Genomic DNA, 22229 nt, shown 5'->3' with positions numbered 1-22229 from the left:
CAATCGCCGGCCTCTATGCGGCGGTCGGCAAAGGTTTGGCGCGATCCACGCGCGCCCGCTCGTCAGGCGAGTTCATGACTTGCCAAAGATCGCTGCGGCGCTGGACGTTCAGCCAGAAATCCGGGCTGTTGCCGAACACCCGCGCCAAAATGAGCGCGGTCGCTGCGGTAATGCTGCGGCGATCGTTGCACAATTCGTTCACATGCTTGCGCGGGACTCCCATCGCCTCGGCCAAAGCGGCCTGCGTCAGGCCGAGCGGGTGCATGAACTCCTCCGTGAGGATTTCGCCAACCGTTGCGGGCTTGCGTGCGGTCATCAACATGTCTCACCTCACTATAGCTGTGGTCGTCCAAGTAGATCTCCGACGCCTCACCCCGGCCGCCATCCCAGCGGAAAACCAACCGCCATTGCTTGTTGACCCGTATGGAATGAAAGCCTTCGAGATTGCCGCGCAGCTTTTCGAAGTGGTTGCTGGGCGGCACTCGCAAATCCTGGTCGGTAGCAGCGTCGTCGATCATCTGGAGCTTGCGAAACAAGCGGCTTTCGAGATCGGACGGAATGTTGCGGGAGTGGGTATCATCCACGAAGAAGGCTCGCAGCCATCCATCTCTAAATCCAACGATCATCACATGTTTCCAAGCAGGGTCAGTGTACCACTCCTTGGGTCATGGGTGCAATTGTTCAGTTAATTGCGTTCGATACAGCCACAGGCGCCTCAAATTGCGAAATTCAGTGGGCGATCTTGATCACCGCCAGCCAGGCATAGCCGCGATAAAGCGTTCTGAAACGGAAGGTTGCGCCGGTGCGCTCGGATTCCGATTCAAGCACGTCGCGCAGCGAGGCGCGCGGCGTGACATGGAATTTCCGCAGCCAGCCGCGCAGCAACGCCCTGAACCAGCGTGGCAGGCCTTCCTGCTGGCCGAAATCGACGACATGGAGCGAGCCGCCGGGTGCAAGCGCGGCGAGGGCAGCCGATACGGTATTCTCCCAGCGGGGGATCATCGACAGCGAATAGGAGACGAAGACCCGGTCGAAATGCTCGATGCCGAAAAGAGCCTTGGCGTCGAAATCGGTGGCGTCGCCGCGTGCGAGGTTGACCTTGTCCGTGAGACCTTCGCGAGCGACGGTCGTGTTCGCCGTCTCCAGCATCTCGGTCGAGATATCCAAACCGAAGAAGCGGGCGTCCGGGTAGCGGCGGGCGGCGAGCACGATGTTGCGGCCGGTGCCGCAGCCGAGCTCCAGCACGGTGCCGCCTTGCGGCACGTCCAGCCCGTCGATCAGCCGATCGCGGCCGAGCAGGTAGTATTTGCGGGTCAGGTCGTAGATGTGGCGCTGCCAGCGGTAGACGCCGTCCATCAGTTCGGCATGGCTGGCAGGCAGCTCCGTCGTGCTCATGCGGCGCGCTTCACGTAGAGGTGGAAGCCGCCATAGATCGCCGAGCGGTCCTTTGCGGAGAATTCGCGCGAGGCATCGCCCTCGTAGGTCCACTGGTCGAGAAGCGAACTGGAGACGCGGCCGGGCAGCAGGCTGGGCTCGGCCGCGGTGCGGAAGATGACGCGGGCGCCGGCCGAAGCCGTGCGGGTGATCTCGGTCCACAGTGCGTTGAGCAGGTCGTCGGTCATCCAGTCCTGCGCGTCGAGCAGCACGAAGCGGTCGACGCTGCCTGCGTCCTTGGCACCCAGGAACTTGATCAGGTTGGCGTGGTGGATGGCGACGCGGTCGATGTTGTCGCGGATCGTCTTGTAGTTGCTCTGTTCCAGATAGGCAGGCAGCGCCGCCTCGCCGGGTTGCGGATAACGTCGGGCAAAGGCCTGCCAGGCAAAATAGTTGTTCTTGAGCGGGAAGTCGCAGGCGAGCTTTTCCAGGCGCGCCTTGAGCACGCTCGCCATCGAACCGTCGCCGGAGGTGATCAGCGAATCGTACTGGGCCGGCGGGATGCCGAGGCCGAACAGCGAAGCTTTGCGCGACGTCGCCCAGCGCAACAGCTTCTTGTCGAAAACAGGCGCTAGCTCCTCGTTGAAGAAACGGCGCTGCTCGCCGATGTTCTCGGCCTTCATGATGCCGGCCGGGTCGACACCGAACAGCTTTCCGACGCGATGGCCCATGGCGATGAAGAGGCCGAGCAGGCCGGTCTGGTAGAAGTTGCGGTCGAAGACCGAGATGCGGCGGCGACCGCGCCAGCTGCGGCGCTCCCAGTAGTGGCGGCTGACCGCATCGAGATGCGGCGCGATGAAGCGATCATAGGCGTCGGAATTGTGGCTGGTGCCGGCGGCGCCGAAGAAGCGGAAGAGATCGCCCTGCGACGGCAGGTGGCGCACCGCTTCCAGCTTCATGCGGTTCAGCGCGATGTGCGCGGCATTGAGATCGACGGCATCGATCCTGGCCGGCGAGCGGGTCAGGTAGGCCAGAATGTTGCAGCCGCCCGAGGCGATTGTGACGATGCGGTGGCCCGCGCCGAGCTGCATGGCCTCCATGTCGACATCCGGGTCTTCCCAGATCTGCGGATAGACGAGGCCGGAGAACAGAAAGGCGAACAACCGCTCGGAAATGCCGTCCTTCGACAATGCCCGGTTCTGGTAGACCGCCTTTCCGACTTCCTTGCCTCGACGATAAACGAGTTCTCCGGATACGTCCGACATGGAAAGGTGATTCCCCGTTTGCGTTGGCGCAAGCGGGTAGCGCAGCGGCATGACAGGCAGGTGACAGCCTGTTGACGGCAAGCTGACGTTGATTTCACGCTTTTCCGAATGCTCCCGGCGTCGGCGTGGTGACGATGACGGTCTCGCCGGCATCGAGCGTGGTTTGGTCGCAGGCCTTCAAGATGTCGACCGATCCGTCATTGCGCCTGACCTTGGTCGAGCCCGCCTCGCCATCGCCGCCGCCGTCGAGGCCCTGGGGCGGCCGGTTGCGGTGCGAGGACAGGATCGCGCATTCCATCTTTTCGAGGAAGCGGATGGTGCGCCTGGTGCCGTCGCCGGCGTTCCACTTGCCCTTGCCGCCGGAGCCCTCGCGGATGTGGAAGTCCTCCAATACCACGGGGAAGCGAAGTTCGAGCACCTCGGGGTCGGTGAGGCGCGAATTGGTCATGTGGGTATGGACACCGGACGTGCCGGCAAAGCCGCGTCCCGAATTCATCCGGCCGGCCGGCGAGCCGGAGCAGATCGTCTCGTAATACTGGTATTTCTTATTGCCGAAGGTGAGGTTGTTCATCGTGCCTTGCGCGTTGGCAATCGCACCCATCGCGCCGAACAGCGCATTGGTGACGTGCTGCGAGGTCTCGACATTGCCGGCGACAACGGCGGCCGGGTAGGCGGGCTTCAGCATCGAGCCTTCGGGGATGACGATGTTGATCGGCCTCAGGCACCCGGCATTCATCGGGATCATGTCCTCGACCATGACGCGGAAGGCGTAGAGCACGGCGGCGCGGGCGACGGGCTCCGGCGCGTTGAAGTTGTTCTTCATCACCGGCGACGTGCCGGTGAAATCGACGGTCGCCTCGCGTTTTTGCCGGTCGACGGTGATCTTCACCCTGATCACCTGGCCGGTGTCGGTGGGGTATTCGTACGCCGCGCTGTCGGGGAGCCGCTCGATCACGCGGCGCACGCTCTCGGCGGCATTGTCCTGGACATGGCCCATATAGGCCTCGACGACGTCGAGCCCGAAATGCGCGACCATCTTGCGCAGCTCCGCCACGCCTTTTTCGTTGGCGGCGATCTGTGCCTTCAGGTCGGCGATGTTCTGGGCCGGATTGCGCGCGGGGTAGGGGTGGTCGGTCAGCAGCGTCTCCAGCTCCGTCTCGCGGAAGCGGCCGCGGTCGACGATGCGGAAATTGTCGAACAGCACGCCTTCCTCATCGACCGTAGTCGCAAGCGGCGTCATCGAGCCGGGCGCGGTGCCGCCGACATCGGCGTGATGGCCGCGCGAGGCAGCCCAGAACAGGATCTCCTTGCGCGCATCGTCGAAGACAGGCGTCACCACGGTGATGTCGGGCAAATGCGTTCCGCCATTATAGGGCGCGTTGAGGGCGAAGACGTCGCCGGGATGGATGTCGGCCGAATTCAGGCGGATGACGGTTTCGACCGAGCGGTCCATGGAGCCCAGATGCACCGGCATGTGCGGCGCATTGGCGACCAGTGCGCCATGGCGGTCGAACACGGCGCAGGAAAAATCGAGCCGTTCCTTGATGTTGACGGAATAGGCGGTGTTCTGCAGCGTCACGCCCATCTGCTCGGCGATCGACATGAAGAGGTTGTTGAAGACCTCAAGCATCACCGGATCGGCCTCGGTTCCGAGTGCGGCCTGCCGTCGTTTCTTGCTCGTTCGGCGCAGGAGAATATGGTCCTTTGCGGTGATCTCGGCCTGCCAGCCCGGTTCGACAACAACGGTCTGGTTGGGTTCGATGATCAGGGCTGGGCCGGCAACCTTGTTGCCCTGCCTAAGGGCTTCGCGACGAAAGACGCCGGCCTCGCGCCATTCGCCTTCGGCGAATATTTTCCGCTTCTCGGAAGGAACAACGGCAAGATCCTGCAACTCCGCTTCGGTTTCCGCGCGGCCCGCGCCGCCGGCATCGCTGCCCTCCACCCCTACAGCCTCGATAATCATCGGCTTGTTTTCATAGACGAACCCGAACTGCGCCTTGTGCGCGGCCTCGAAATCGTCCTTCGCCCGCAGGATCGAGCCGTGCTCGAAATTCACCGGCAGAGCCGTGTCGGTGCCATCGTAGCGGATCTGGAGGATTGGCCTGGCGGTAATCCCGCTCTCGGCGATGCCCTGAGACACAAGTTCGGCGACCACAACTCCGCGCAGGGCGCCTATGAGATTTTCGATCGCCGGCCTGGATGCGTCCGCGAGCGGCTCCAGCAGCGCCTGCTGGCGCGAGGCGAAGACCGACGAGAGGCCGATGCCATAAGCGGAAAGCAGCCCCGAGAAGGGGTGGATGAGCACGGCTTCCATGCCGAGCGCATCGGCAACCAGGCAAGCATGCTGACCGCCGGCGCCGCCGAAGCAGTTGAGGAGATACTCGGTGACGTCGTAGCCGCGCTGCACCGAGATCTTCTTGATGGCGTTGGCCATGTTCTCGACGGCGATAGTGACGAAACCTTCGGCCACCGCCTCAGGCGTCCGGCCGTCGCCGATTTCGGCGGCAAGTGCGGCGAATTTTTCGCCAACCGTGCCGACATCGAGCGGCTGGTCCTGGCCCGCGCCAAAGATCGCCGGGAAGAAATCGGGCTGCAATTTGCCGAGCATGACGTTGGCGTCGGTGACGGCAAGCGGACCGCCGCGCCGATAGGCGGCGGGGCCGGGATTGGCGCCGGCGGAATCCGGACCGACGCGGAAGCGACCCGCTTCATAGTGCAGGATCGAGCCGCCTCCGGCGGCGACGGTGTGGATGCGCATCATCGGCGCGCGGATGCGCACGCCGGCGACCTCGGTGTCGAAGGCGCGTTCGTATTCGCCGTCATAATGTGCGACGTCGGTCGAAGTGCCGCCCATGTCGAAGCCGATGACCTTTTCGAAGCCGGCGAGCTTCGCCGTCTCGACCATGCCGACGACCCCGCCGGCCGGTCCCGAAAGCAGCGCGTCCTTGCCCTGGAACAGGTCGGCGGCGGTAAGACCGCCCGACGACATCATGAACATCAGGCGCGGTCCGGCGCCAAGTTCGCCGGCTACCCGCTGCACATAGCGCGACAGGATCGGCGACAGATAGGCGTCGACCACGGTGGTGTCGCCGCGGCCGACCAGCTTGATGAGCGGCGAGACCTCATGAGAGACCGAAATCTGGCTGAAGCCGATCTTGCGGCAAACCTTGGCCACGGCCTTTTCGTGATCCGGATATTTCCAGGCATGCATGAAGACGATGGCGACCGCGTCGATGCCGTCGGCCTTGGCCTGTTCGATCGCCGGGCGGCAGGCCGCGATGTCGAGCAGGCGCTCGACGCAGCCGTCGGCGCGCACGCGCTCGTCGATCTCGATGACGCGCTCGTAAAGCTGCTCCGGCAGGATGATCTCCTTGGCGAAGATGTCCGGCCGCGCCTGGTAAGCGATGCGCAAGGCGTCGCGAAAACCCTTGCTGATGAGCAGCAGGACGCGGTCGCCCTTGCGCTCGAGCAGTGCATTGGTGGCAACGGTCGTGCCCATTTTGACGTCGCCGATCGCGTCTGCGGAAATGGCGGCGCCGGTTTTCAACCCCAACAGGTCGCGGATGCCCTGGATGGCGGCGTCCGCATAGGCCTCGGGATTTTCGGACAGGAGTTTTCGGGGATGCAGCCGGCCTTGCGGGTCACGGCCGATGACGTCGGTGAAGGTGCCACCGCGGTCGATCCAGAAGTCCCATTTCCCAGTCCCCACGGCTGCCGGCATTTTGCTTATCCATCATGTCTTCGAGCGTATGTTCTGTTAGTTCGGGATTTCGGCGCCAGCAATCGCAAGTTGATGTTACACATGGAAATGCAACGTTACGAAACCGGCGGGCCTGCTGATGCATTTCTCTTGCGACCGCTCACCGAAATGTGAGCGTCTGTTGAAGGAGAGATATCATGAAGAAGCTCATTCTGGCGTCTGTTTCGGCGCTCGCCCTGCTGGGGGTCGCGGCTTGCAGCGACAGTGGCACCGGCACCGACAATACCACCACGCAAAGCACCAATCCGCCGGCCAACGAGCAGCCCATGAAGCCGGCTTCGCCCGACGCTTCGAAGCCCGCTGAACCGGCTCCGGCAACAAATCCGGCTCCTGCCGCGCCTGCGCAGTAAGAGCCTGACAGACAATATCGAGGAAGGCCGGCCTTGCCGGCCTTCCCTTTTTCCCTCGATCCCGCGCAGCGGATCGCCTGCGGCATCGTCCAGGCTTGATAGAACCGCCCGGTTCGCACTATGAAGCCGGCATGTCGATTTGGGACCGTCTTGGCGACTTCATCGCTCGTGTTTCGTCGTCGGCGTCCTCGGGCGTCGCGGATGTCGTGGAAGCCGTGCGCACCGTGTTTTCGGGCGATCCGGACCTGCGCCGGCGCGTGGCCTTCTCCGTGGCCATGATCGCGCTCTCGGCCAAGATGGCCAAGGCCGACGGCATCGTCACGCAGGATGAGGTGCGCGCCTTCCAGGAAATCTTCGAAGTGCCGCCGAGCGAGACACGCAACGTGGCGCGGCTTTACGACATCGCCAAGCAGGACGTCGCCGGCTTCGAGATCTATGCCCAGCGCATGGCGCAGCTCTGCGGGTCCGGCCATGCCAACTGCATGATGCTGGAAGATATCCTCGACGGCCTGTTCCATATCGCCAAGGCGGATGGCCTCATTCATGAGCATGAGGGCCAGTTCCTGCATCGCATCGCCGAGATCTTCCGGATCGACGAGGCGCATTACGAAGCGATCCTGTCGCGGCACGTCGATCTCGGCGCCGCCGACCCTTATGTCGTTCTGGGCATCGAGCGCGGCAAGCCGTTCGAGGAGATCAGGAAACGCTACCGCAAGCTCGTCTCGGACAATCATCCCGACAGGCTGATCGCACGCGGCTTGCCGCAGGAATTCATCAAGATCGCCACCACCAGGGTCGCGGCGATCAACGCCGCCTACGAGATGATCGAGCGGGGCCTCAGACACGTATGAGCGGGTTCCTGCCCGACCAGCCAGGCGCCGAGGTCCGGGTGTCGCCGAATTTCGGTCCACGCCGTGAGACGCTTCGACCCGACATGATCGTGCTGCATTATACCGGCATGGCAAGCGGGGCCGGCGCCGAGGCGTGGCTATGCGATCCGGCGAGCGAAGTGTCTTCGCATTATCTCGTTCATGAGGACGGCCGCATCGTCCAGATGGTGCGCGAGAGCGATCGGGCGTGGCATGCCGGCAAGAGTTCCTGGCTCGGGCGTACCGACATCAACTCCTGTTCGGTCGGCATCGAGATCGTCAACCCCGGGCATTCGCTGGGCTACAAGGCTTTTCCGAAGCGACAGATCGATGCCGTGGTCGAGTTGTGCGCGGGCATCGTGGGCCGTTATTCGATCCCCGCGGCGAGGGTGCTCGCGCATTCGGACGTGGCCCCGGGCCGCAAGGTCGACCCTGGCGAAAAATTTCCGTGGAAGGCGCTATTCGTGGCGGGCGTCGGCCACCTCGTGCCGGCGGCGCCGATAAAGCCCGGCGCCGCACTCAATGCTGGCGATACCGGCGCCGATGTCGAGGCGCTGCAGTCGATGCTGGCGCTCTATGGCTATGGCGTCGAGATGTCGGGTGTCTACGACAAGCAGACGGAAATCGTGGTAGCGGCCTTCCAGCGACATTTCCGGCGGCGGCTGGTGGATGGTGCAGCGGACAATTCGACGCTCCGCACGCTGGAAAGGCTCCTCGCTTCCGTAAAGGCAGCCCCCGCCAAAGGGTCGCGATAAGTTCCTTAAATTACAATCTGTCATTTAAAGTGAATTGCGTCGCCTTCATTGCCGCCAATTCCGCCTTCAAATGCCTCTCCCGCAAGTCGTTGGGCATCTATCCCCCGGATGATCCGATGTTGAATTGGCACAACTGCGCGAAATTCTTCGCGCGGTTCTAACAGAACAGGACTACATGCAAAAATTGACCGTTGTAGCGGCAGCTGTTGCTGCCGGAGTGATAAGTTTTGCCTTCAATCCGGCAAGCAGCGCCCCTCTAAGCCTTCGGGCGGACAATGGCCTTGCCGCTGCCCCCACGACGACCAAGGCTGCACCGGGCAGCAAAACGCCAAAGATCAAGAGAGCCCCGGCAAAGGTGCAGAAAGCCGCCGCGACCAAGGCGAGGAAATCGACGGCTAAGCGTGCCAAACGCGGCAGAAAGGCGATCGATCTCACCACGACCGCTTCTATCAACACCGGCAAGATCGCCCTGGCGGCGCCCGCCGCGGCCGGCGGGGGCCAATATTCGGCGATCGTTGCCCGCTATGCCGCAAGCTACGGCGTGCCGGTGTCGCTGGCCAAAGCCGTCATCAAGATCGAAAGCAACTATAGGCCGAGCATGGTCGGCAGCGCCGGCGAGATCGGCCTCATGCAGATCAAGCCGGCCACGGCGCGCATGATGGGTTATACCGGTTCGACCAAGGGACTGTTCGATCCCGACACCAACATCAAATTCGGCATGAAGTATCTTGCGATGGCGCAGGGTCTCGGCGGCGGCACCACCTGCGGCACAATCCTGAAATACAATGCCGGTCACGGCGCCAGGCGGATGAATCCGGTTTCGGCCGCTTATTGCAGCAAGGTGAAGGTGCAGATGGCGGCGCTGGGTTCGCCGGCTTAAGCCGGCCCACCGAAGTGGATTTGGGCAATGCGTGTCGGCTTCATGCACGTCGTTGTCCCAGACCGCCGCGCATCCGGGCGCTTTTTCGTTTGCGTTTTCGGGCGGGAATCCCTTTATACGCGCTTGCCAGCTGGCTGGGCGGCCGCACCCGCGAGAACCGAAAGGTTGCGGGTGAGGAAAGTCCGGGCTCCATGGAGACACGGTGCCGGCTAACGGCCGGCGGGGGCGACCCCAGGGAAAGTGCCACAGAAAGCAAACCGCCACGGCATTGCCGGGGCAAGGGTGAAAGGGTGGGGTAAGAGCCCACCGCGCGACTGGCAACAGAAGCGGCAGGGCAAACCCCACCGGGAGCAAAACCGAATAGGGGCGGTGCGAGGGGAAACCTTCGAGGGCTGTTTCCGGCCCACCGTCCGGGTAGGTTGCGTGAGGCGCATGGCAACATGCGCCCAAGATGAATGGCCGCCACGTTCTCGCCGCAAGGCGAGGGCCATACAGAACCCGGCTTACAGGCCAGCTGGCATTTTTCAAATCGCGGTAGCGGCACGAAATCAGAAGGTTACGCCGGAAGGCGTGCCTTTTGATTCAAGGTGAGGCGCAATCGCCCTGAACGCGATGACCTGTTCCTTGAAGCTGGTGCGATTAAATCGTACCTTGAAGGAGGAACAGGAGCGCATCATGGGCCAGGTCGACAAACGCAGCATCACACTTTCGCCGGAGCTGGCAGCCGCGGTTGACGATGTGGTCGCGGCTGGCGAATACGCCTCGGCCAGCGAAGTGATCCGCGATGCGCTCAGGCAATGGAAGGAGCGGCGCGATCTGCTCGGCTACAGCGTCGAAGAGCTGCGGAAACTGGTGCAGGAGGGGATCGACAGCGGGCCGGCCCTCGACGGTCCGTCGGTCATCGAACGAGCGCGTGCCAAATATCGCAAGATGGCTGAAGCGAAAGGCTTCGAAGAGTGAGATATCGGCTGCTTCCTCAAGCGGCGGTCGATCTCGAAGACATCGGCGACTACATCGCCAGCCATAGTCCCAATGCCGCGGTCCGGTTCGTAGACGCCATGGAGAGGAGGTGGAGCTTGCTCGGCCCGCATCCTTTTTCAGGTGCTCCACGCGACGATATCGCGCCCGGTATCCGCCATCTGGTGGTTGGCGAATACCTTACCTTGTACCGGGTCGATCACGATGCGATCGAGATTGTCCGCGTATTACACGGTCGACGCAAGATCGAAGCGGATGATGTGAACCCGTGACAGATCTGCTCAGCTTGCAATCTTGTCCAGCGACGCCTCGATCGCCTGCCACAGTTCCTCGACCGGCTCGCAGCCGATCGCCAGGCGAACGAAGCCGGGCGGCACGGCATCGCCGCGTTTCGAGCGCCGCTCCGCCGATGTGTGCACGCCGCCGAAGGACGTTGCCGCTTCGATAAGCCGACAGCCGTCGATGAACGCCTCGGCCTGTTCTTCGGAGGCGAGTTCAAAGGAAATCAGGAAGCCGAAGCGCTCCATCTGGGCGCGCGCCAGATTGTGCGAGGCATCGCCTTCGAGTCCCGGAAAGCGCAGGCAGCTGACGGCGCGATGGTCCTTCAGCCGGCGTGCGATCGTTTCGGCCGACGAGCACATGCGGTCGAAACGCACTTCCAGCGTTTCGAGGCCGCGATGTACGAGCCAGGCCTCGAACGGACCGGGGATGCCGCCGGCCGTCTCGCGCCAATCCTTCACCCTGGCGACAATGTCGGGATCGCGGCTGGCGACATGGCCGAAGAGCACGTCGGAATGGCCATTGATCGCCTTGGTGTCGGCAGAGACCACGATGTCGGCGCCAAGATCAAGCGGGCGCTGGCCGAAGGGCGTCATGGTCGTGTTGTCGACGACCAAGGTGCCTCCTTGCGCATGCACGGCCTTGGCGACGGCGGTGATGTCGCAAATGTCCAGTCGCGGGTTCGACGGACTTTCGACGAAGACCGCCCGGTAGCCGGCGAAGCCGCCATCGAGCATGCTTGCCGTCGGCCTCTCGTCATAGGCGACGCCGAGCGGTTTCAGGAAACGCTCGGCCAAGGCCCGCGTCGTGTGATAGCCATCCGAAGGCAAGAGGATGCGGTCGCCCGATTTGACGAGCGCGAAGAAAGCCGCGGAAATCGCGGCCATTCCCGACGGGAAGGCGACGCATTGCGCATCTTCCAGATGGCCAAGCGCATGCTCGAGCGCATGCCAGGTCGGGTTGCTGAAGCGGCCGTATTGATCGAAGCCGGTCGCGTCGCCCGGCGCGTGGAAGATCGAAGCCATGGTCAGCGGCAAGGGGATAGGATCGCCCTTGGCGAAATCGGCGCTGCGCAGATGGGCAAGTGTCGCGGCGCGTGACTTCGCAGTGTCGGACATCAGTTGGATCCTTGGTTAGGGCAGAAAACCTCAACCGACGCTATGCGCGCCGGCTGTGCGCATCAAGCCGCGTCTTTTTGGGCCAGAGGGCTCTAAACGCTTCGTTAGGCTTAATAGACGATAAAGACGAGACGTGCCTTCAGCCTGCGCTTTCTGGTTGTGGTCCGCGTGTTTGTGATACCTATTCCCGTTGACGCCCATAGTGCCCCATGATATCCCATTCGCATCATCAAGCTTTCGTTCCGCGTCAGGGTGAAGCGTACGCCAATCGGGCAGCCGCGGCGGCTGTGCGTTTGTCGGTTTTCGCCCCGGTGAATGAAGCGATTTGCCGCAAGCGCGGCGAGGGCGCGGAGAACAACATGAGGGGTGCAGCGGCGCCAGCGGCTGTAGAGTCTATTGGACCGGTTTCTGTCGAACACGGTGAGCAGGATCGATGCGAAGGGACGGGTGTCCGTTCCGGCGCATTTCCGCGCCGTGGTGCAGAAACGCGGCTATTCGGAACTCTACGCGCTGCGCTGCCTGGACCTGTCGGCGATGGATGTCGGTGGGCTCGACCTGCTCGACCGCTACGAGCAGCGGATCGCGCTGGAGGACCCGTTCCTGCAGACGGCGGACGACATGTCGTTCTTCTGCCATGGCGACGGGACGTTTCTGAAGCTGGACCAGGACGGCCGCATCACCATGACCGATTTCATCCGCGAGCACACGGGCATCTCGAACGAGGTGGCCTTTGTCGGCCGCGGCAATTTCTTTCAAGTCTGGGAGCCGGGACGGCTTGCCGTCTATGGGGCGCAGGCGCGGGCCAGGCTTTTGCAGCTTCGGCAGGGGACGAAGCCCGGGGAGCGATCGGAATGATGGCTGGCCACGGCGATGACCCTCACGCCGTTGGCGGACTGGCCCGTCACATTCCGGTCCTCCTTGCCGAGGTGCTCGACGCGCTTGCGCCGAAGGCCGGCGAGACGATCGTCGACGGGACATTCGGCGCCGGCGGCTACACCAGCGCCATCCTCGATCGCGGCGCTTCCGTCGTTGCCATCGACCGCGACCCGGACGCAATCGCGGCGGGCAGGGCGCTCGAACGACAGGCCGGCGGCAGGCTGAGACTTGTCCAGGCGCCGTTCTCGACGCTGGACGAGCATGTCGAGAGCGCCGATGGCGTGGTGCTCGACATCGGCGTTTCCTCCATGCAACTCGACCAAGCCGAGCGCGGCTTTTCGTTTCGCGCCGACGGGCCGCTCGACATGCGCATGGCGCAGGCGGGTCTCTCCGCCGCCGATGTCGTCAACACCTTCAAGGCGGGCGACCTTGCGCGTATCTTCGGCTTTCTCGGCGAGGAGCGCCATGCCGGCCGCATCGCGCGCATGATCGAAAGCCGGCGCGAGAAGAGGCCTTTCGAGCGCACGCTCGATCTCGCCGACGCCATCGAAACGCATATCGGAAGAGGGCCGAAGGACAAGATCCATCCGGCCACGCGCGTCTTCCAGGCGCTGCGCATCTTCGTCAATGATGAGCTTGGCGAGCTGGCAAGAGCGCTGCTGGCCGCCGAGCGGGCGCTGAAACCCGGCGGACGGCTCGCCGTGGTGACGTTCCATTCGCTGGAAGACCGCATCGTCAAGCGCTTCATCGCCGACCGTTCCGAAGCAGCCAGCGGCTCGCGACATATGCCCGACGCGCCCGTGCGCATTGCCACCTTCCGCAAGGCCGGCGGCGGCGTGACGCCGGGAGAGGCCGAGACGGAGGCCAATCCGCGCGCGCGCTCGGCCAGGCTGCGCGCGGCGATACGCACCGATGCCCCAGCGCGCGCCGGCGACTTTTCGATTTTCGGCCTTCCAAAGCTTCCCGCCGTCGAGCGGCCGGGAGAGAGGTGAGCACGTGTTTCGTACCAGCGACATAGTCCTGATCGCCGTCATGGTCTCGGCCGCCGCCCTGACCTACAAGACGAAGCGCGAAGCCGAAGAACAACAGGCGGCTGTGCAGAAGATCCAGGCGCAGATCCACTACGAGGAAGAGACGATCGATCTCCTCAAGGCGGACTGGAGCCTGCTCACCCAGCCGTCGCGGCTGCAGAAGCTTGCCGATGTCTATAAGAGCCAGCTCGGGCTCGAACCGGTCAACGCGCACCAGATCGGCAGCCTCGACGACATCCCCGTGAAACCCCTGACCATCGAGGACCTCTCCTCGCAGCGGCTTGGCGGCATGGCCGACAATTCCGGGAAGGAGCCATCTGAAGACAAGGATCCGGTGGTCACCGGGAGCACCGTTCAATGATCGGTGGGCTTCCAAGGATCGGCGACCTGCTGAAGCGCCGGAAGAAGCAGGCTGAGGATGGCTCGATCGTCGTCGACGCCGCGCGCAAGGCGACTGGCGGCAAGGCAAGGACGCGCATCGTCATGACGATGGCGGTGTTCTTCACCATCTATTCGACCATTGCCGGCAGGCTCGTCTATCTCGGCATGCAGAATCCCGATCTTTCCGGCGGCCCGGAGAACCGGGTCACAGCATCGCGTCCGGATATCGTGGATCGCAATGGCGAGGTGCTGGCGACCGACATCAAGACGGCGTCGCTGTTTGCCGAGCCTCGCCGCATCGTCGACGCCGACGAAGCGATCGAGAAATTGTCGACCGTGTTGCCGGAGATCGATTACGAGCAGACTTATCGCAAGCTCAAGAGCGGCGCCGGCTTCGTCTGGCTGCAGCGGCAGCTGACGCCGAAGCAGCAATCCGACATCATGGCGCTGGGTGTCCCCGGCCTCGGCTTCCGCACCGAAAAGCGCCGCTTCTATCCGAGCGGCGAGACCTCGTCCTACATCGTCGGCCTCACCAACATCGACAACCAGGGCATCTCCGGCATGGAGAAGTATATCGACGAGCAGGGGCTGAGCGACCTGCAGGCGTCGGGGCTCGCGGTGGCCAAGGATCTCAAGCCGGTCAAGCTTTCGATCGATCTGCGCGTCCAGCATGTGGTGCGCGACGAGATTGCCGCCGGCCTAGAGCGCTATCGCGCACTGGGTGCCGGCGCCGTCGTGCTGAACATCAAGACGGGCGAAGTGATGGCCATGGCCTCGGTGCCGGACTTCGACCCGAACAATCCTTACAACGCCCAAGAAAAAGACCGGCTGAACCGTATGTCGGCCGGTCTCTACGAGATGGGCTCGACCTTCAAGAGCTTCACCTCGGCCATGACGCTCGATTCGGGCAAGGCGACGATGAACAGCCGCTTCGACGCGTCACATCCGATCCGGGTCGGCCATCAGGCCATCCACGATTTCCATGGCAAGAACCGGGTGCTGTCGCTGCCGGAAGTGTTCCTCTATTCGTCCAATATCGGGTCGGCCAGGGAGGCCGAACTGGTCGGCATCGAGGGGCACCGCGAATTCCTGCACCGCCTCGGCATTCTGGACAGGATGCAGACCGAACTGCCGGAAGTCGCCCGCCCGACCGAACCGAAGGTCTGGAAACAGGTCAACTCGTTCACCATCGCCTTCGGCCATGGCGTGTCGACGACGCCTCTGCAGGCTGCCGTCGGCTGCGCGGCGCTGATGCAGGGCTATCTGATCGAGCCGACATTCCTGGTGCGCAGCGAGCAGGATGCAATGGCGGTGGCCAAGAAGGTGGTCAGCGACAAGACGGTCGAAGGCATGCGCTATCTCTATACGCTGAACGCCGAGAAGGGCTCGGCCAGAAATGCCAGGGTCCCCGGTTACCGCGTTGGCGGCAAGACCGGAACGGCCGAGAAGGTCATCAACGGCCGCTACTCCAAGGACTTGAATTTCAACACCTTCGTCGCCGCCTTCCCGATGGACGATCCGCAATTTCTGGTGTTCACAATCGCCGACGCCCCGCATCCTGAAAAGCCCGGGATGACCGACGTCGCCGCCAACAATGCGGGGGTTATGGCCGGCAACATCATCAGGCGCTCAGCGGCCATGCTTGGCGTGAAGCCAGATTTCAGCCATGAAAATGGTGCAACGCTGGTTTCCTATCAGTGATTCTTGCGGCGCGCCGGCAACTGCGCGCTATTTTGTTGCGGTGAACGGGACTCAATGCATCTAAAAGATCTAGCCGGTGTCCTACCTGTCGAGGGAACAGCTTCCCGCGATCTGGAGGTGACCGGACTTTCCTCCGATTCCCGCTCGGTCAAGACCGGCGTCGTCTTCTTCGCCCTTGCCGGCAGCAAGGCCGACGGTTCGACCTATGCGGCCGATGCCGCGGCCCGAGGCGCTGCGGCGATCGTCACCGGCCGGGGCACGACCGTTTCAGGCCTGTCGATCCCGGTTCTCGCCGTCGATGATCCGCGCCTGGCGCTGGCGCTCAGCGCGGCGCGCTTCTTCGGGCGCCAGCCGCAGACCATGGTTGCCGTCACCGGCACCGCCGGCAAGACATCCGTCGCCGCCTTCACCCGCCAGATTTGGGAGCAGGCGGGTTTTGCCGCCGCCTCGATCGGTACGACCGGTGTCGTTGCGCCCGGCCGCAACGAATATGGCTCACTGACGACGCCCGATCCGGTGGCGCTGCACCGACTGCTCAAGGAACTGGCGGATGCAGGCGTCACCCACGCCTCGATGGAAGCCTCGAGCCACGGTCTCGACCAGCGCCGCCTCGACGGGGTGAAGCTGGCGGCCGGCGCTTTCACCAATCTCGGCCGCGACCACATGGATTATCATCCGACGGTCGAGGATTATCACCGCGCCAAGCTGCGCCTGTTCGACACGCTGCTGCCGAAGGGCGCGCCCGCCATCGTCTTTGCCGACGACCCGTGGTCGGAGCCCACGATCAGGGCCACAAAGGCGGCGGGCCTGAAGGTGTTGACCGTCGGTCGCCATGGCGATTTCCTGACACTCAAGCGGGTCGAGCATGAGCGCCATCGCCAGCGCGCCGAGGTCGTGGCGGACGGCGTGCTGCACGAGGTCGACCTGCCATTGGCCGGCGATTTCCAGATCGCCAACGCGCTGGTCTCGGCGGGCCTTGCCATCTCGACCGGAACGCCGGCAAGCAAGGCCCTGGCGGCACTGGAAAAATTGCAGGGCGCTCCGGGCCGGCTCGACCTCGTCGGCACCACCGCCGCCGGCGCCCCCGTCTATGTCGACTACGCGCACAAGCCCGATGCGCTGGAGAATGTGCTGACCTCGGTCCGGCCTTTCACCACGGGCCGCGTCGTCGTGGTGTTCGGCTGCGGCGGCGACCGCGATCGGGGAAAAAGGCCGATCATGGGCGAGATCGCGACGCGGCTCGCCGATATCGTCATCGTCACCGACGACAACCCGCGCACGGAAGTGCCCGAAACGATCCGCGCGGCGATCCTCGCAGCGGCGCCGGGCGCCATCGAGATCGGCGATCGCCGCAAGGCAATCCACGAGGCGGTTGCGATGCTTCGCGCCGGCGACACGCTTATCGTCGCCGGCAAGGGGCATGAGGAGGGCCAGACCGTCGGCACCGAAACCTTCCACTTCTCCGACCATGAGGAAGTGCGCGAGGCGCTCAAGGAGCGCGTCGCATGAGTTTGCTGTGGACGTCGGAAGCGCTGGTCGAAGCCATGGGCGGCAGGCCGATCGGCTCGCTGCCGGAGGGCATCACCGGCATTTCGATCGACAGCCGCAGCCTGGAACCAGGAAACGCCTTCTTCGCCATCAAGGGCGAAGCGATGGACGGCCATGATTTCGCGACAGCCGCGGTCAAGGCCGGAGCGGCCGTTCTGGTCGTCGCCGAGGGCAAGCTGCCCTCGCTCGGTCGGCTGACGGCGCCGATGATCGTCGTGCAGGACGTGCTTGCGGCTCTCGAGAAGCTCGGTGTGGCCGCCCGAGCCCGCTCGAAGGCCAGGATCATCGCGGTCACGGGCTCGGCCGGCAAGACGACCACCAAGGAAGCGCTGCGCCATGTGCTGTCGGCGGTTGGCAAGGTGCACGCCTCGGCGCAGTCATTCAACAACCATTGGGGCGTGCCGCTGACGCTGGCGCGCATGCCGCAGGACTGCGACTACGCGGTCTTCGAGATCGGCATGAACCATCCGGGCGAGATCAGGCCGCTGGTCAAGATGGTCAGGCCGCATGTCGCCATCGTGACGATCATCGCCGCCGCCCATCTCGGCTTCTTCAAGAACCTCGACGAGATCGCCACGGCCAAGGCCGAGATTTTCGAGGGGATCGAGCCCGGCGGCGCCGCGCTGCTCAACCGCGACGATCCACGCTGGAAGCTGCTCGGGAAAATGGCGAAAGAGGCGGGAGTCGAGCATGTCTTCGGCTTCGGCGAAAATCCCCGTTCGGCCTTCCGCCTTGTCGGTTGCGAGCTTCATGCCGACCATTCCGACATCGCCGTCAAGCTCGGCAAGAAGGATCTGACCGCCCGTGTCGGGGCGCCTGGCCGCCACATCGTGCAGAACGTGCTGGCGGTGCTCGGCGCCGCGCAACTGGTCGGTGCAGACCTCGACAAGGTCGCGGCCGCGCTTGCGGATCTTTCGGCCGAGCGCGGGCGGGGCCGGCGCCATGTCCTGCATCATCCCAACGGGCCGATCACGCTGATCGACGAAAGCTACAACGCCAATCCGGCGTCGATGGCGGCGGCCATGGCGCTGCTCAACGCTACGCCTGTCTCGGGCGAGGGCCGGCGCATCGCGGTGCTCGGAGACATGCTGGAGCTCGGCAGCCATTCGGCCAAGCTCCACGCGGCGCTTGCCGGGCTGATCGTCGGCACGGGCACGCGCAACGTCTTTCTCGGCGGGCCGGAAATGCAGGCGCTGGCCGACGTCCTGCCGTCAGACATCGCAACCGAGTATCGATCGGAAGCGGAAGAACTGAAGCCGATCGTGATCTCCGCGCTCAGGCCCGGCGACGTGGTGATGGTCAAATCATCGAAAGGCATCGGGTTTTCAAAGCTGGTCGAGGCGTTGCTCGGCAAATTTCCGGCGGAAGCCACAAATATTAAGCCGACCTAGGTCGGGCTCCGGGGGACGGAAAAACCATGTTCACATTGCTCGTCGATTTCGCGGACAAAATCTCGTTCTTCAACGTCTTCCGCTACATCACTTTTCGCACCGGCGGCGCGCTGATCACGTCGGCGCTGATCGTCTTCATCTTCGGGCCGACGATCATCAATTCGCTGCGCCTGCGGCAAGGCAAGGGCCAGCCGATCCGCGCCGATGGCCCGCAGACCCATTTCAAGAAGGCCGGAACGCCGACCATGGGCGGGCTGATGATCCTGTCCGGCATCATCGGTTCGTCGCTCTTATGGGCTAACCTGTCCAGCATCTATGTCTGGGTGGTGCTGCTGGTCACCGTCGGCTTCGGCTCGATCGGCTTTTACGACGACTATCTCAAGGTCACCAAGCAGTCGCATCTGGGCTTCTCCGGCAAAGCGAGGCTGGCGATCGAGTTCATCGTCGCGGCAATCGCCGCGTGGGTGATCATGCACAACGGCCAGGCGCCGTTCTCGTCGTCGCTGACCTTCCCCTTCGCCAAGGAATTCCTCATCAACCTCGGCTGGTTCTTCATCCCGTTCTCCTGCTTCGTCATCGTCGGCGCCGGCAATGCGGTGAACCTGACCGACGGCCTCGACGGTCTGGCGATCGTGCCGATCATGATCGCGGCGGCGTCCTTCGGCGTCATCGCCTATCTTTCGGGCAACGCGGTCTTCGCCGAATATCTGCAGATCCACTTCGTTCCCGGCACCGGCGAGCTCGCCGTCGTGCTCGGCGCGGTGATCGGCGCGGGCCTTGGCTTCCTCTGGTTCAACGCGCCGCCGGCCGCGATCTTCATGGGCGACACCGGCTCGCTGGCGATGGGCGGCCTGATCGGCACCATCGCGGTCGCCACCAAGCACGAGATCGTGCTGGTCATCGTCGGCGGCCTGTTCGTGGTCGAGATCCTGTCGGTCATCATCCAGGTCGGCTACTTCAAGATGACCGGCAAGCGCGTTTTCCTGATGGCGCCGATCCATCACCATTTCGAAAAGCTCGGCTGGACCGAAAGCCAGGTGGTGATCCGCTTCTGGATCATTGCCGTCATCCTGGCGCTGGTCGGCCTCTCCACCCTCAAGCTGAGATAGGACACCGCTTGGTCCCCGCCTTTTCCTTTTCAGGCAAACGCGTTTCGCTCTTCGGGCTTGGCGGCTCGGGGATCGCCACCGCGCATGCGCTGATCGCGGGGGGCGCCGAGGTGCTGGCGTGGGACGACAATCCGGACAGCGTCGCCAAGGCGGCGGCCGCGGGGATTGCGACCGGCGATCTGCACACCGCCGACTGGCAGCACTTCGCCGCCTTCGTTTTGTCGCCAGGGGTACCGCTGACGCATCCCAAGCCGCATTGGACGGTGGAGCTGGCGCGCGGCGCCGGCGTCGAGGTCATCGGCGATATCGAGCTGTTCTGCCGCGAGCGCATCAGCCGCGCGCCGGCAGCACCTTTCATCGCGATAACCGGCACCAACGGCAAGTCCACGACGACGGCGCTGACGGCGCATATCCTGAAATCGGCGGGCCGCGACACGCAGATGGGCGGCAATATCGGCCGTGCCATCATGACGCTCGATCCGCCCGAGCCGACACGGCATTATGTGGTCGAGTGCTCGTCCTACCAGATCGATCTCGCGCCCTCGATCAATCCGACCGCCGGCATCCTGCTCAACCTGACGCCGGACCATCTCGACCGGCATGGCACGATGGCGCATTACGCCTCGATCAAGGAAAGGCTGGTCGCCGGCTCAGACACCGCGATCATCGGCGTCGACGATTCCTGGTGCGCCCAGATCGCCGACCGCCTGGAGCGCGCCGGCCGGCAGGTCATCCGCATTTCCAAGCGCCTGCCACTGACCGACGGCTATTTCGCCGACGGCACCAATCTGATGGAAGCCGTGCATGGCCGCTACAGCCGCGTCGCCTTCCTCGAAGGCATCGGCTCGCTGCGCGGCCAGCACAATGCGCAGAATGCGCTGGCCGCCGTTGTCGCCTGCCTGAAGGTCGGGCTCGATCTCGGCGAGATCCAGGCCGGGCTCGAAAGCTTCCCCGGGCTGGCGCACCGCATGGAGCAGGTCGGCCGCAAGGACCATGTGCTGTTCGTCAACGATTCCAAGGCGACCAATGCCGATGCGGCAGCGCCCGCGCTGTCGAGCTTCGCCAACCGTATCTACTGGATCGCCGGCGGCCTGCCCAAGGAAGGCGGCATCGAGCCGCTGCGCGGCTTCTTCCCGCGCATCGCCAAGGCCTATCTGATCGGCGAGGCGGCGCCCGCCTTTGCGGCGACGCTCGGCGAGACGGTGCCTTACGAGATATCCGGAACGCTGGCGGCGGCGGTGGAGCATGCCGCCGCCGACGCGGCAAAGGACACCGGCGGCGAGGCCGTGGTGCTGCTTTCGCCGGCTTGCGCCAGTTTCGACCAGTTCAAGAATTTCGAAGTTCGCGGCGAAGCCTTCAGGCAAGCTGCGACTGCTATAGATGGTGTGAAACCCATCGGAGGGCCACGTTGATGCAAAGCCGTCTCGACAAAAGTCCTGTCGCAACCTGGTGGTGGACGATCGATCGCTGGTTCCTGGCCGCGTTCCTGTCGCTGATGGGGCTTGGCATTATCTTGTCCTTCGCGGCGAGCCCCGCGGTGGCCGAGCGTATCGGCCTCGACAGCTTTCACTTCGCCACCAGACAGGTCATCTTCACCATCCCGGCGCTGATCGTCATGCTTGCGGTCTCCTTCCTGGAGGCGCGGCAGATACGGCGCATGTCGCTGGTGATGCTCTGCATCATGCTGGTGCTGATGGTGGCGGTGCTCTACGTCGGCGTCGAGGTGAAGGGGGCGCGGCGCTGGGTGTCGCTCGCCGGGCTTTCCATTCAGCCATCCGAATTCCTGAAGCCGGCCTTCGTCGTCATCTGCGCCTGGCTCTTTGCCGAGCATAAGCGCCAGCCCGATATTCCCGGCAACCTGTTCGCCCTCCTGCTGCTTGTGCTGGTGGTCTCTCTCCTGGTCGCTCAGCCCGACCTCGGCCAGACCATGCTGGTGACCGGCACATGGGGTGTCATGTTCTTCATGGCCGGCCTGCCGTGGCTGTGGATCATGGCCCTCGGCGTCATCGGGGCGAGCGGCCTGTTCGCGGCCTATTCGGTGTTCCCGCACGTTGCCTTGCGCATTGACAAGTTTCTGACCGGCGAAGGCGATACCTTCCAGGTCGACATGGGCCGCGAGGCACTCATCAACGGCAGTTGGTTCGGCGTTGGGCCGGGCGAAGGAACCGTCAAGCGCATTGTTCCGGATGCTCATACCGACTTCGTCTTCTCGGTCGCGGGCGAGGAGTTCGGCCTCATCATGTGCTTCTTCATCATGTCGATCTTCGCCTTCATCGTGCTGCGCGGCTTGAGCATCGCGCTCAAGGAGCAGGATGATTTCACCCGCTACGCGGTTGGCGGCCTCGTCACCGTCTTCGGCCTGCAATCGGCCATCAACATGTGCGTGAACCTGCAGCTGATGCCGGCCAAGGGCATGACGCTGCCCTTCATCTCCTATGGCGGCTCCTCGCAGATCGCCATCGCCGTCTCGATGGGCATGGTGCTCGCATTGACGCGCAAGCGTCCGGAAAAGCGCAAGCAGATGGGCTTCGTCCTCTCGCAGCGCGCAATGCCGGCGGAATGAG

Annotated in this window: 20 protein-coding genes, 1 other RNA gene and 1 pseudogene; 16 read left to right on the top strand and 6 right to left on the bottom strand. The window is 63.8% G+C overall.

Annotated elements, in window-relative coordinates; all coding sequences use genetic code 11:
• Nucleotides 1–13: 13 nt before the first annotated feature.
• The 5 genes and pseudogenes from FJW07_RS12225 to FJW07_RS12205 form a co-directional block, all read right to left on the bottom strand.
• Nucleotides 14–322 carry a HigA family addiction module antitoxin gene (locus tag FJW07_RS12225; protein WP_140828959.1) on the bottom strand — a complete coding sequence of 103 codons (309 nt, stop codon included), beginning with the start codon at nucleotides 320–322 and terminating at the stop codon, nucleotides 14–16.
• A gap of 13 nt (nucleotides 323–335) precedes the next feature.
• Nucleotides 336–626 (bottom strand): annotated as a pseudogene (locus tag FJW07_RS12220) (type II toxin-antitoxin system RelE/ParE family toxin); the annotation flags it as partial.
• 103 nt (nucleotides 627–729) lie between these two features.
• Nucleotides 730–1395, bottom strand: coding sequence for a class I SAM-dependent methyltransferase (locus FJW07_RS12215; protein WP_140856634.1), 666 nt, complete (start codon nucleotides 1393–1395; stop codon nucleotides 730–732).
• Entirely contained in the window at nucleotides 1392–2690 is a 1299-nt protein-coding gene (locus FJW07_RS12210) for a DUF3419 family protein (protein ID WP_140856632.1), read from the bottom strand. Before FJW07_RS12210 ends, FJW07_RS12215 begins: the two co-directional genes overlap by 4 nt.
• Nucleotides 2691–2733: 43 nt before the next feature.
• Nucleotides 2734–6360, bottom strand: a complete 3627-nt coding sequence (locus FJW07_RS12205) for a hydantoinase B/oxoprolinase family protein (RefSeq protein WP_140784104.1) — start codon at nucleotides 6358–6360, stop codon at nucleotides 2734–2736.
• A 176-nt stretch (nucleotides 6361–6536) separates the two neighbouring features.
• On the opposite strand from FJW07_RS12205, the gene FJW07_RS12200 reads away from it, so the two are divergent.
• The 7 genes from FJW07_RS12200 to FJW07_RS12170 all read left to right on the top strand — a co-directional run bounded on the left by FJW07_RS12200 (nucleotide 6537) and on the right by FJW07_RS12170 (nucleotide 10503).
• Nucleotides 6537–6749, top strand: a complete 213-nt coding sequence (locus FJW07_RS12200) for a hypothetical protein (RefSeq protein WP_027168700.1) — start codon at nucleotides 6537–6539, stop codon at nucleotides 6747–6749.
• A gap of 131 nt (nucleotides 6750–6880) precedes the next feature.
• On the top strand, nucleotides 6881–7600 hold the full coding sequence (locus FJW07_RS12195; protein ID WP_140856630.1) for a DnaJ family molecular chaperone: 720 nt from the start codon (nucleotides 6881–6883) through the stop codon (nucleotides 7598–7600).
• Nucleotides 7597–8373, top strand: coding sequence for an N-acetylmuramoyl-L-alanine amidase (locus FJW07_RS12190; RefSeq protein WP_140856628.1), 777 nt, complete (start codon nucleotides 7597–7599; stop codon nucleotides 8371–8373). The genes FJW07_RS12195 and FJW07_RS12190 overlap by 4 nt, the downstream gene beginning before the upstream one ends.
• A 175-nt stretch (nucleotides 8374–8548) precedes the next feature.
• Complete coding sequence (locus FJW07_RS12185; protein ID WP_140856626.1) at nucleotides 8549–9253, top strand: transglycosylase SLT domain-containing protein; 705 nt, start codon at nucleotides 8549–8551, stop codon at nucleotides 9251–9253.
• A 126-nt stretch (nucleotides 9254–9379) separates the two neighbouring features.
• Nucleotides 9380–9775, top strand: an RNA gene (rnpB, locus tag FJW07_RS12180) — RNase P RNA component class A.
• Between the two features lie 153 nt (nucleotides 9776–9928).
• The gene (locus FJW07_RS12175) at nucleotides 9929–10213 is read left to right on the top strand and encodes a type II toxin-antitoxin system ParD family antitoxin (protein ID WP_140630896.1); all 285 of its coding nucleotides are present in this window, start codon (nucleotides 9929–9931) and stop codon (nucleotides 10211–10213) included.
• Nucleotides 10210–10503 carry a type II toxin-antitoxin system RelE/ParE family toxin gene (locus tag FJW07_RS12170; RefSeq protein ID WP_140644018.1) on the top strand — a complete coding sequence of 98 codons (294 nt, stop codon included), beginning with the start codon at nucleotides 10210–10212 and terminating at the stop codon, nucleotides 10501–10503. The genes FJW07_RS12175 and FJW07_RS12170 overlap by 4 nt, the downstream gene beginning before the upstream one ends.
• A 9-nt stretch (nucleotides 10504–10512) precedes the next feature.
• Here the strand turns inward: FJW07_RS12170 and FJW07_RS12165 are convergent, their stop codons facing one another.
• Nucleotides 10513–11628, bottom strand: a complete 1116-nt coding sequence (locus FJW07_RS12165) for a cystathionine gamma-lyase (protein WP_140856624.1) — start codon at nucleotides 11626–11628, stop codon at nucleotides 10513–10515.
• 396 nt (nucleotides 11629–12024) lie between these two features.
• Between FJW07_RS12165 and mraZ the strand changes: the two genes are divergently transcribed.
• The 9 genes from mraZ to ftsW are packed head-to-tail and all read left to right on the top strand — an operon-like array spanning nucleotide 12025 to nucleotide 22228.
• Nucleotides 12025–12483 carry a division/cell wall cluster transcriptional repressor MraZ gene (mraZ, locus tag FJW07_RS12160; protein ID WP_140856622.1) on the top strand — a complete coding sequence of 153 codons (459 nt, stop codon included), beginning with the start codon at nucleotides 12025–12027 and terminating at the stop codon, nucleotides 12481–12483.
• Nucleotides 12480–13496: a 16S rRNA (cytosine(1402)-N(4))-methyltransferase RsmH gene (gene rsmH, locus FJW07_RS12155; protein ID WP_140784098.1), complete on the top strand. Its 1017-nt coding sequence runs from the start codon at nucleotides 12480–12482 to the stop codon at nucleotides 13494–13496. Before mraZ ends, rsmH begins: the two co-directional genes overlap by 4 nt.
• A gap of 4 nt (nucleotides 13497–13500) precedes the next feature.
• Nucleotides 13501–13896, top strand: coding sequence for a hypothetical protein (locus FJW07_RS12150; RefSeq protein ID WP_140657445.1), 396 nt, complete (start codon nucleotides 13501–13503; stop codon nucleotides 13894–13896).
• Nucleotides 13893–15617: a penicillin-binding protein 2 gene (locus tag FJW07_RS12145; RefSeq protein ID WP_140644032.1), complete on the top strand. Its 1725-nt coding sequence runs from the start codon at nucleotides 13893–13895 to the stop codon at nucleotides 15615–15617. The genes FJW07_RS12150 and FJW07_RS12145 overlap by 4 nt, the downstream gene beginning before the upstream one ends.
• A 54-nt stretch (nucleotides 15618–15671) precedes the next feature.
• Nucleotides 15672–17126, top strand: a complete 1455-nt coding sequence (locus FJW07_RS12140; RefSeq protein WP_140856620.1) for a UDP-N-acetylmuramoyl-L-alanyl-D-glutamate--2,6-diaminopimelate ligase — start codon at nucleotides 15672–15674, stop codon at nucleotides 17124–17126.
• On the top strand, nucleotides 17123–18556 hold the full coding sequence (locus tag FJW07_RS12135; protein WP_140856618.1) for a UDP-N-acetylmuramoylalanyl-D-glutamyl-2,6-diaminopimelate--D-alanyl-D-alanine ligase: 1434 nt from the start codon (nucleotides 17123–17125) through the stop codon (nucleotides 18554–18556). Before FJW07_RS12140 ends, FJW07_RS12135 begins: the two co-directional genes overlap by 4 nt.
• Nucleotides 18557–18582: 26 nt before the next feature.
• Nucleotides 18583–19665: a phospho-N-acetylmuramoyl-pentapeptide-transferase gene (mraY, locus tag FJW07_RS12130; RefSeq protein ID WP_140644041.1), complete on the top strand. Its 1083-nt coding sequence runs from the start codon at nucleotides 18583–18585 to the stop codon at nucleotides 19663–19665.
• Nucleotides 19666–19673: 8 nt separating this feature from the next.
• Entirely contained in the window at nucleotides 19674–21077 is a 1404-nt protein-coding gene (gene murD, locus FJW07_RS12125) for a UDP-N-acetylmuramoyl-L-alanine--D-glutamate ligase (protein WP_140856616.1), read from the top strand.
• Entirely contained in the window at nucleotides 21077–22228 is a 1152-nt protein-coding gene (gene ftsW / locus FJW07_RS12120; protein ID WP_140644047.1) for a putative lipid II flippase FtsW, read from the top strand. Before murD ends, ftsW begins: the two co-directional genes overlap by 1 nt.
• Nucleotide 22229 lies beyond the last annotated feature (1 nt).

Origin of the sequence: Mesorhizobium sp. B3-1-9 (assembly GCF_006439595.1) — a bacterium.
Classification (GTDB): Bacteria; Pseudomonadota; Alphaproteobacteria; order Rhizobiales; family Rhizobiaceae; genus Mesorhizobium.
Note: the sequence above shows the minus strand (reverse complement) of the source record. Positions and strands in the feature narration are given on the sequence as shown.

Excerpts from the sequence above, each read along its gene's own strand:
- FJW07_RS12225 (WP_140828959.1), bottom strand. The coding sequence starts at position 322 with ATGTTGATGACCGCACGCAAGCCCGCAACGGTTGGCGAAATCCTCACG.
- FJW07_RS12215 (WP_140856634.1), bottom strand. The coding sequence starts at position 1,395 with ATGAGCACGACGGAGCTGCCTGCCAGCCATGCCGAACTGATGGACGGC.
- FJW07_RS12210 (WP_140856632.1), bottom strand. The coding sequence starts at position 2,690 with ATGCCGCTGCGCTACCCGCTTGCGCCAACGCAAACGGGGAATCACCTT.
- FJW07_RS12205 (WP_140784104.1), bottom strand. The coding sequence starts at position 6,360 with ATGCCGGCAGCCGTGGGGACTGGGAAATGGGACTTCTGGATCGACCGC.
- FJW07_RS12200 (WP_027168700.1), top strand. The coding sequence starts at position 6,537 with ATGAAGAAGCTCATTCTGGCGTCTGTTTCGGCGCTCGCCCTGCTGGGG.
- FJW07_RS12195 (WP_140856630.1), top strand. The coding sequence starts at position 6,881 with ATGTCGATTTGGGACCGTCTTGGCGACTTCATCGCTCGTGTTTCGTCG.
- FJW07_RS12190 (WP_140856628.1), top strand. The coding sequence starts at position 7,597 with ATGAGCGGGTTCCTGCCCGACCAGCCAGGCGCCGAGGTCCGGGTGTCG.
- FJW07_RS12185 (WP_140856626.1), top strand. The coding sequence starts at position 8,549 with ATGCAAAAATTGACCGTTGTAGCGGCAGCTGTTGCTGCCGGAGTGATA.
- FJW07_RS12175 (WP_140630896.1), top strand. The coding sequence starts at position 9,929 with ATGGGCCAGGTCGACAAACGCAGCATCACACTTTCGCCGGAGCTGGCA.
- FJW07_RS12165 (WP_140856624.1), bottom strand. The coding sequence starts at position 11,628 with ATGTCCGACACTGCGAAGTCACGCGCCGCGACACTTGCCCATCTGCGC.
- rsmH (WP_140784098.1), top strand. The coding sequence starts at position 12,480 with ATGATGGCTGGCCACGGCGATGACCCTCACGCCGTTGGCGGACTGGCC.
- FJW07_RS12145 (WP_140644032.1), top strand. The coding sequence starts at position 13,893 with ATGATCGGTGGGCTTCCAAGGATCGGCGACCTGCTGAAGCGCCGGAAG.
- FJW07_RS12140 (WP_140856620.1), top strand. The coding sequence starts at position 15,672 with ATGCATCTAAAAGATCTAGCCGGTGTCCTACCTGTCGAGGGAACAGCT.
- FJW07_RS12135 (WP_140856618.1), top strand. The coding sequence starts at position 17,123 with ATGAGTTTGCTGTGGACGTCGGAAGCGCTGGTCGAAGCCATGGGCGGC.
- mraY (WP_140644041.1), top strand. The coding sequence starts at position 18,583 with ATGTTCACATTGCTCGTCGATTTCGCGGACAAAATCTCGTTCTTCAAC.
- ftsW (WP_140644047.1), top strand. The coding sequence starts at position 21,077 with ATGCAAAGCCGTCTCGACAAAAGTCCTGTCGCAACCTGGTGGTGGACG.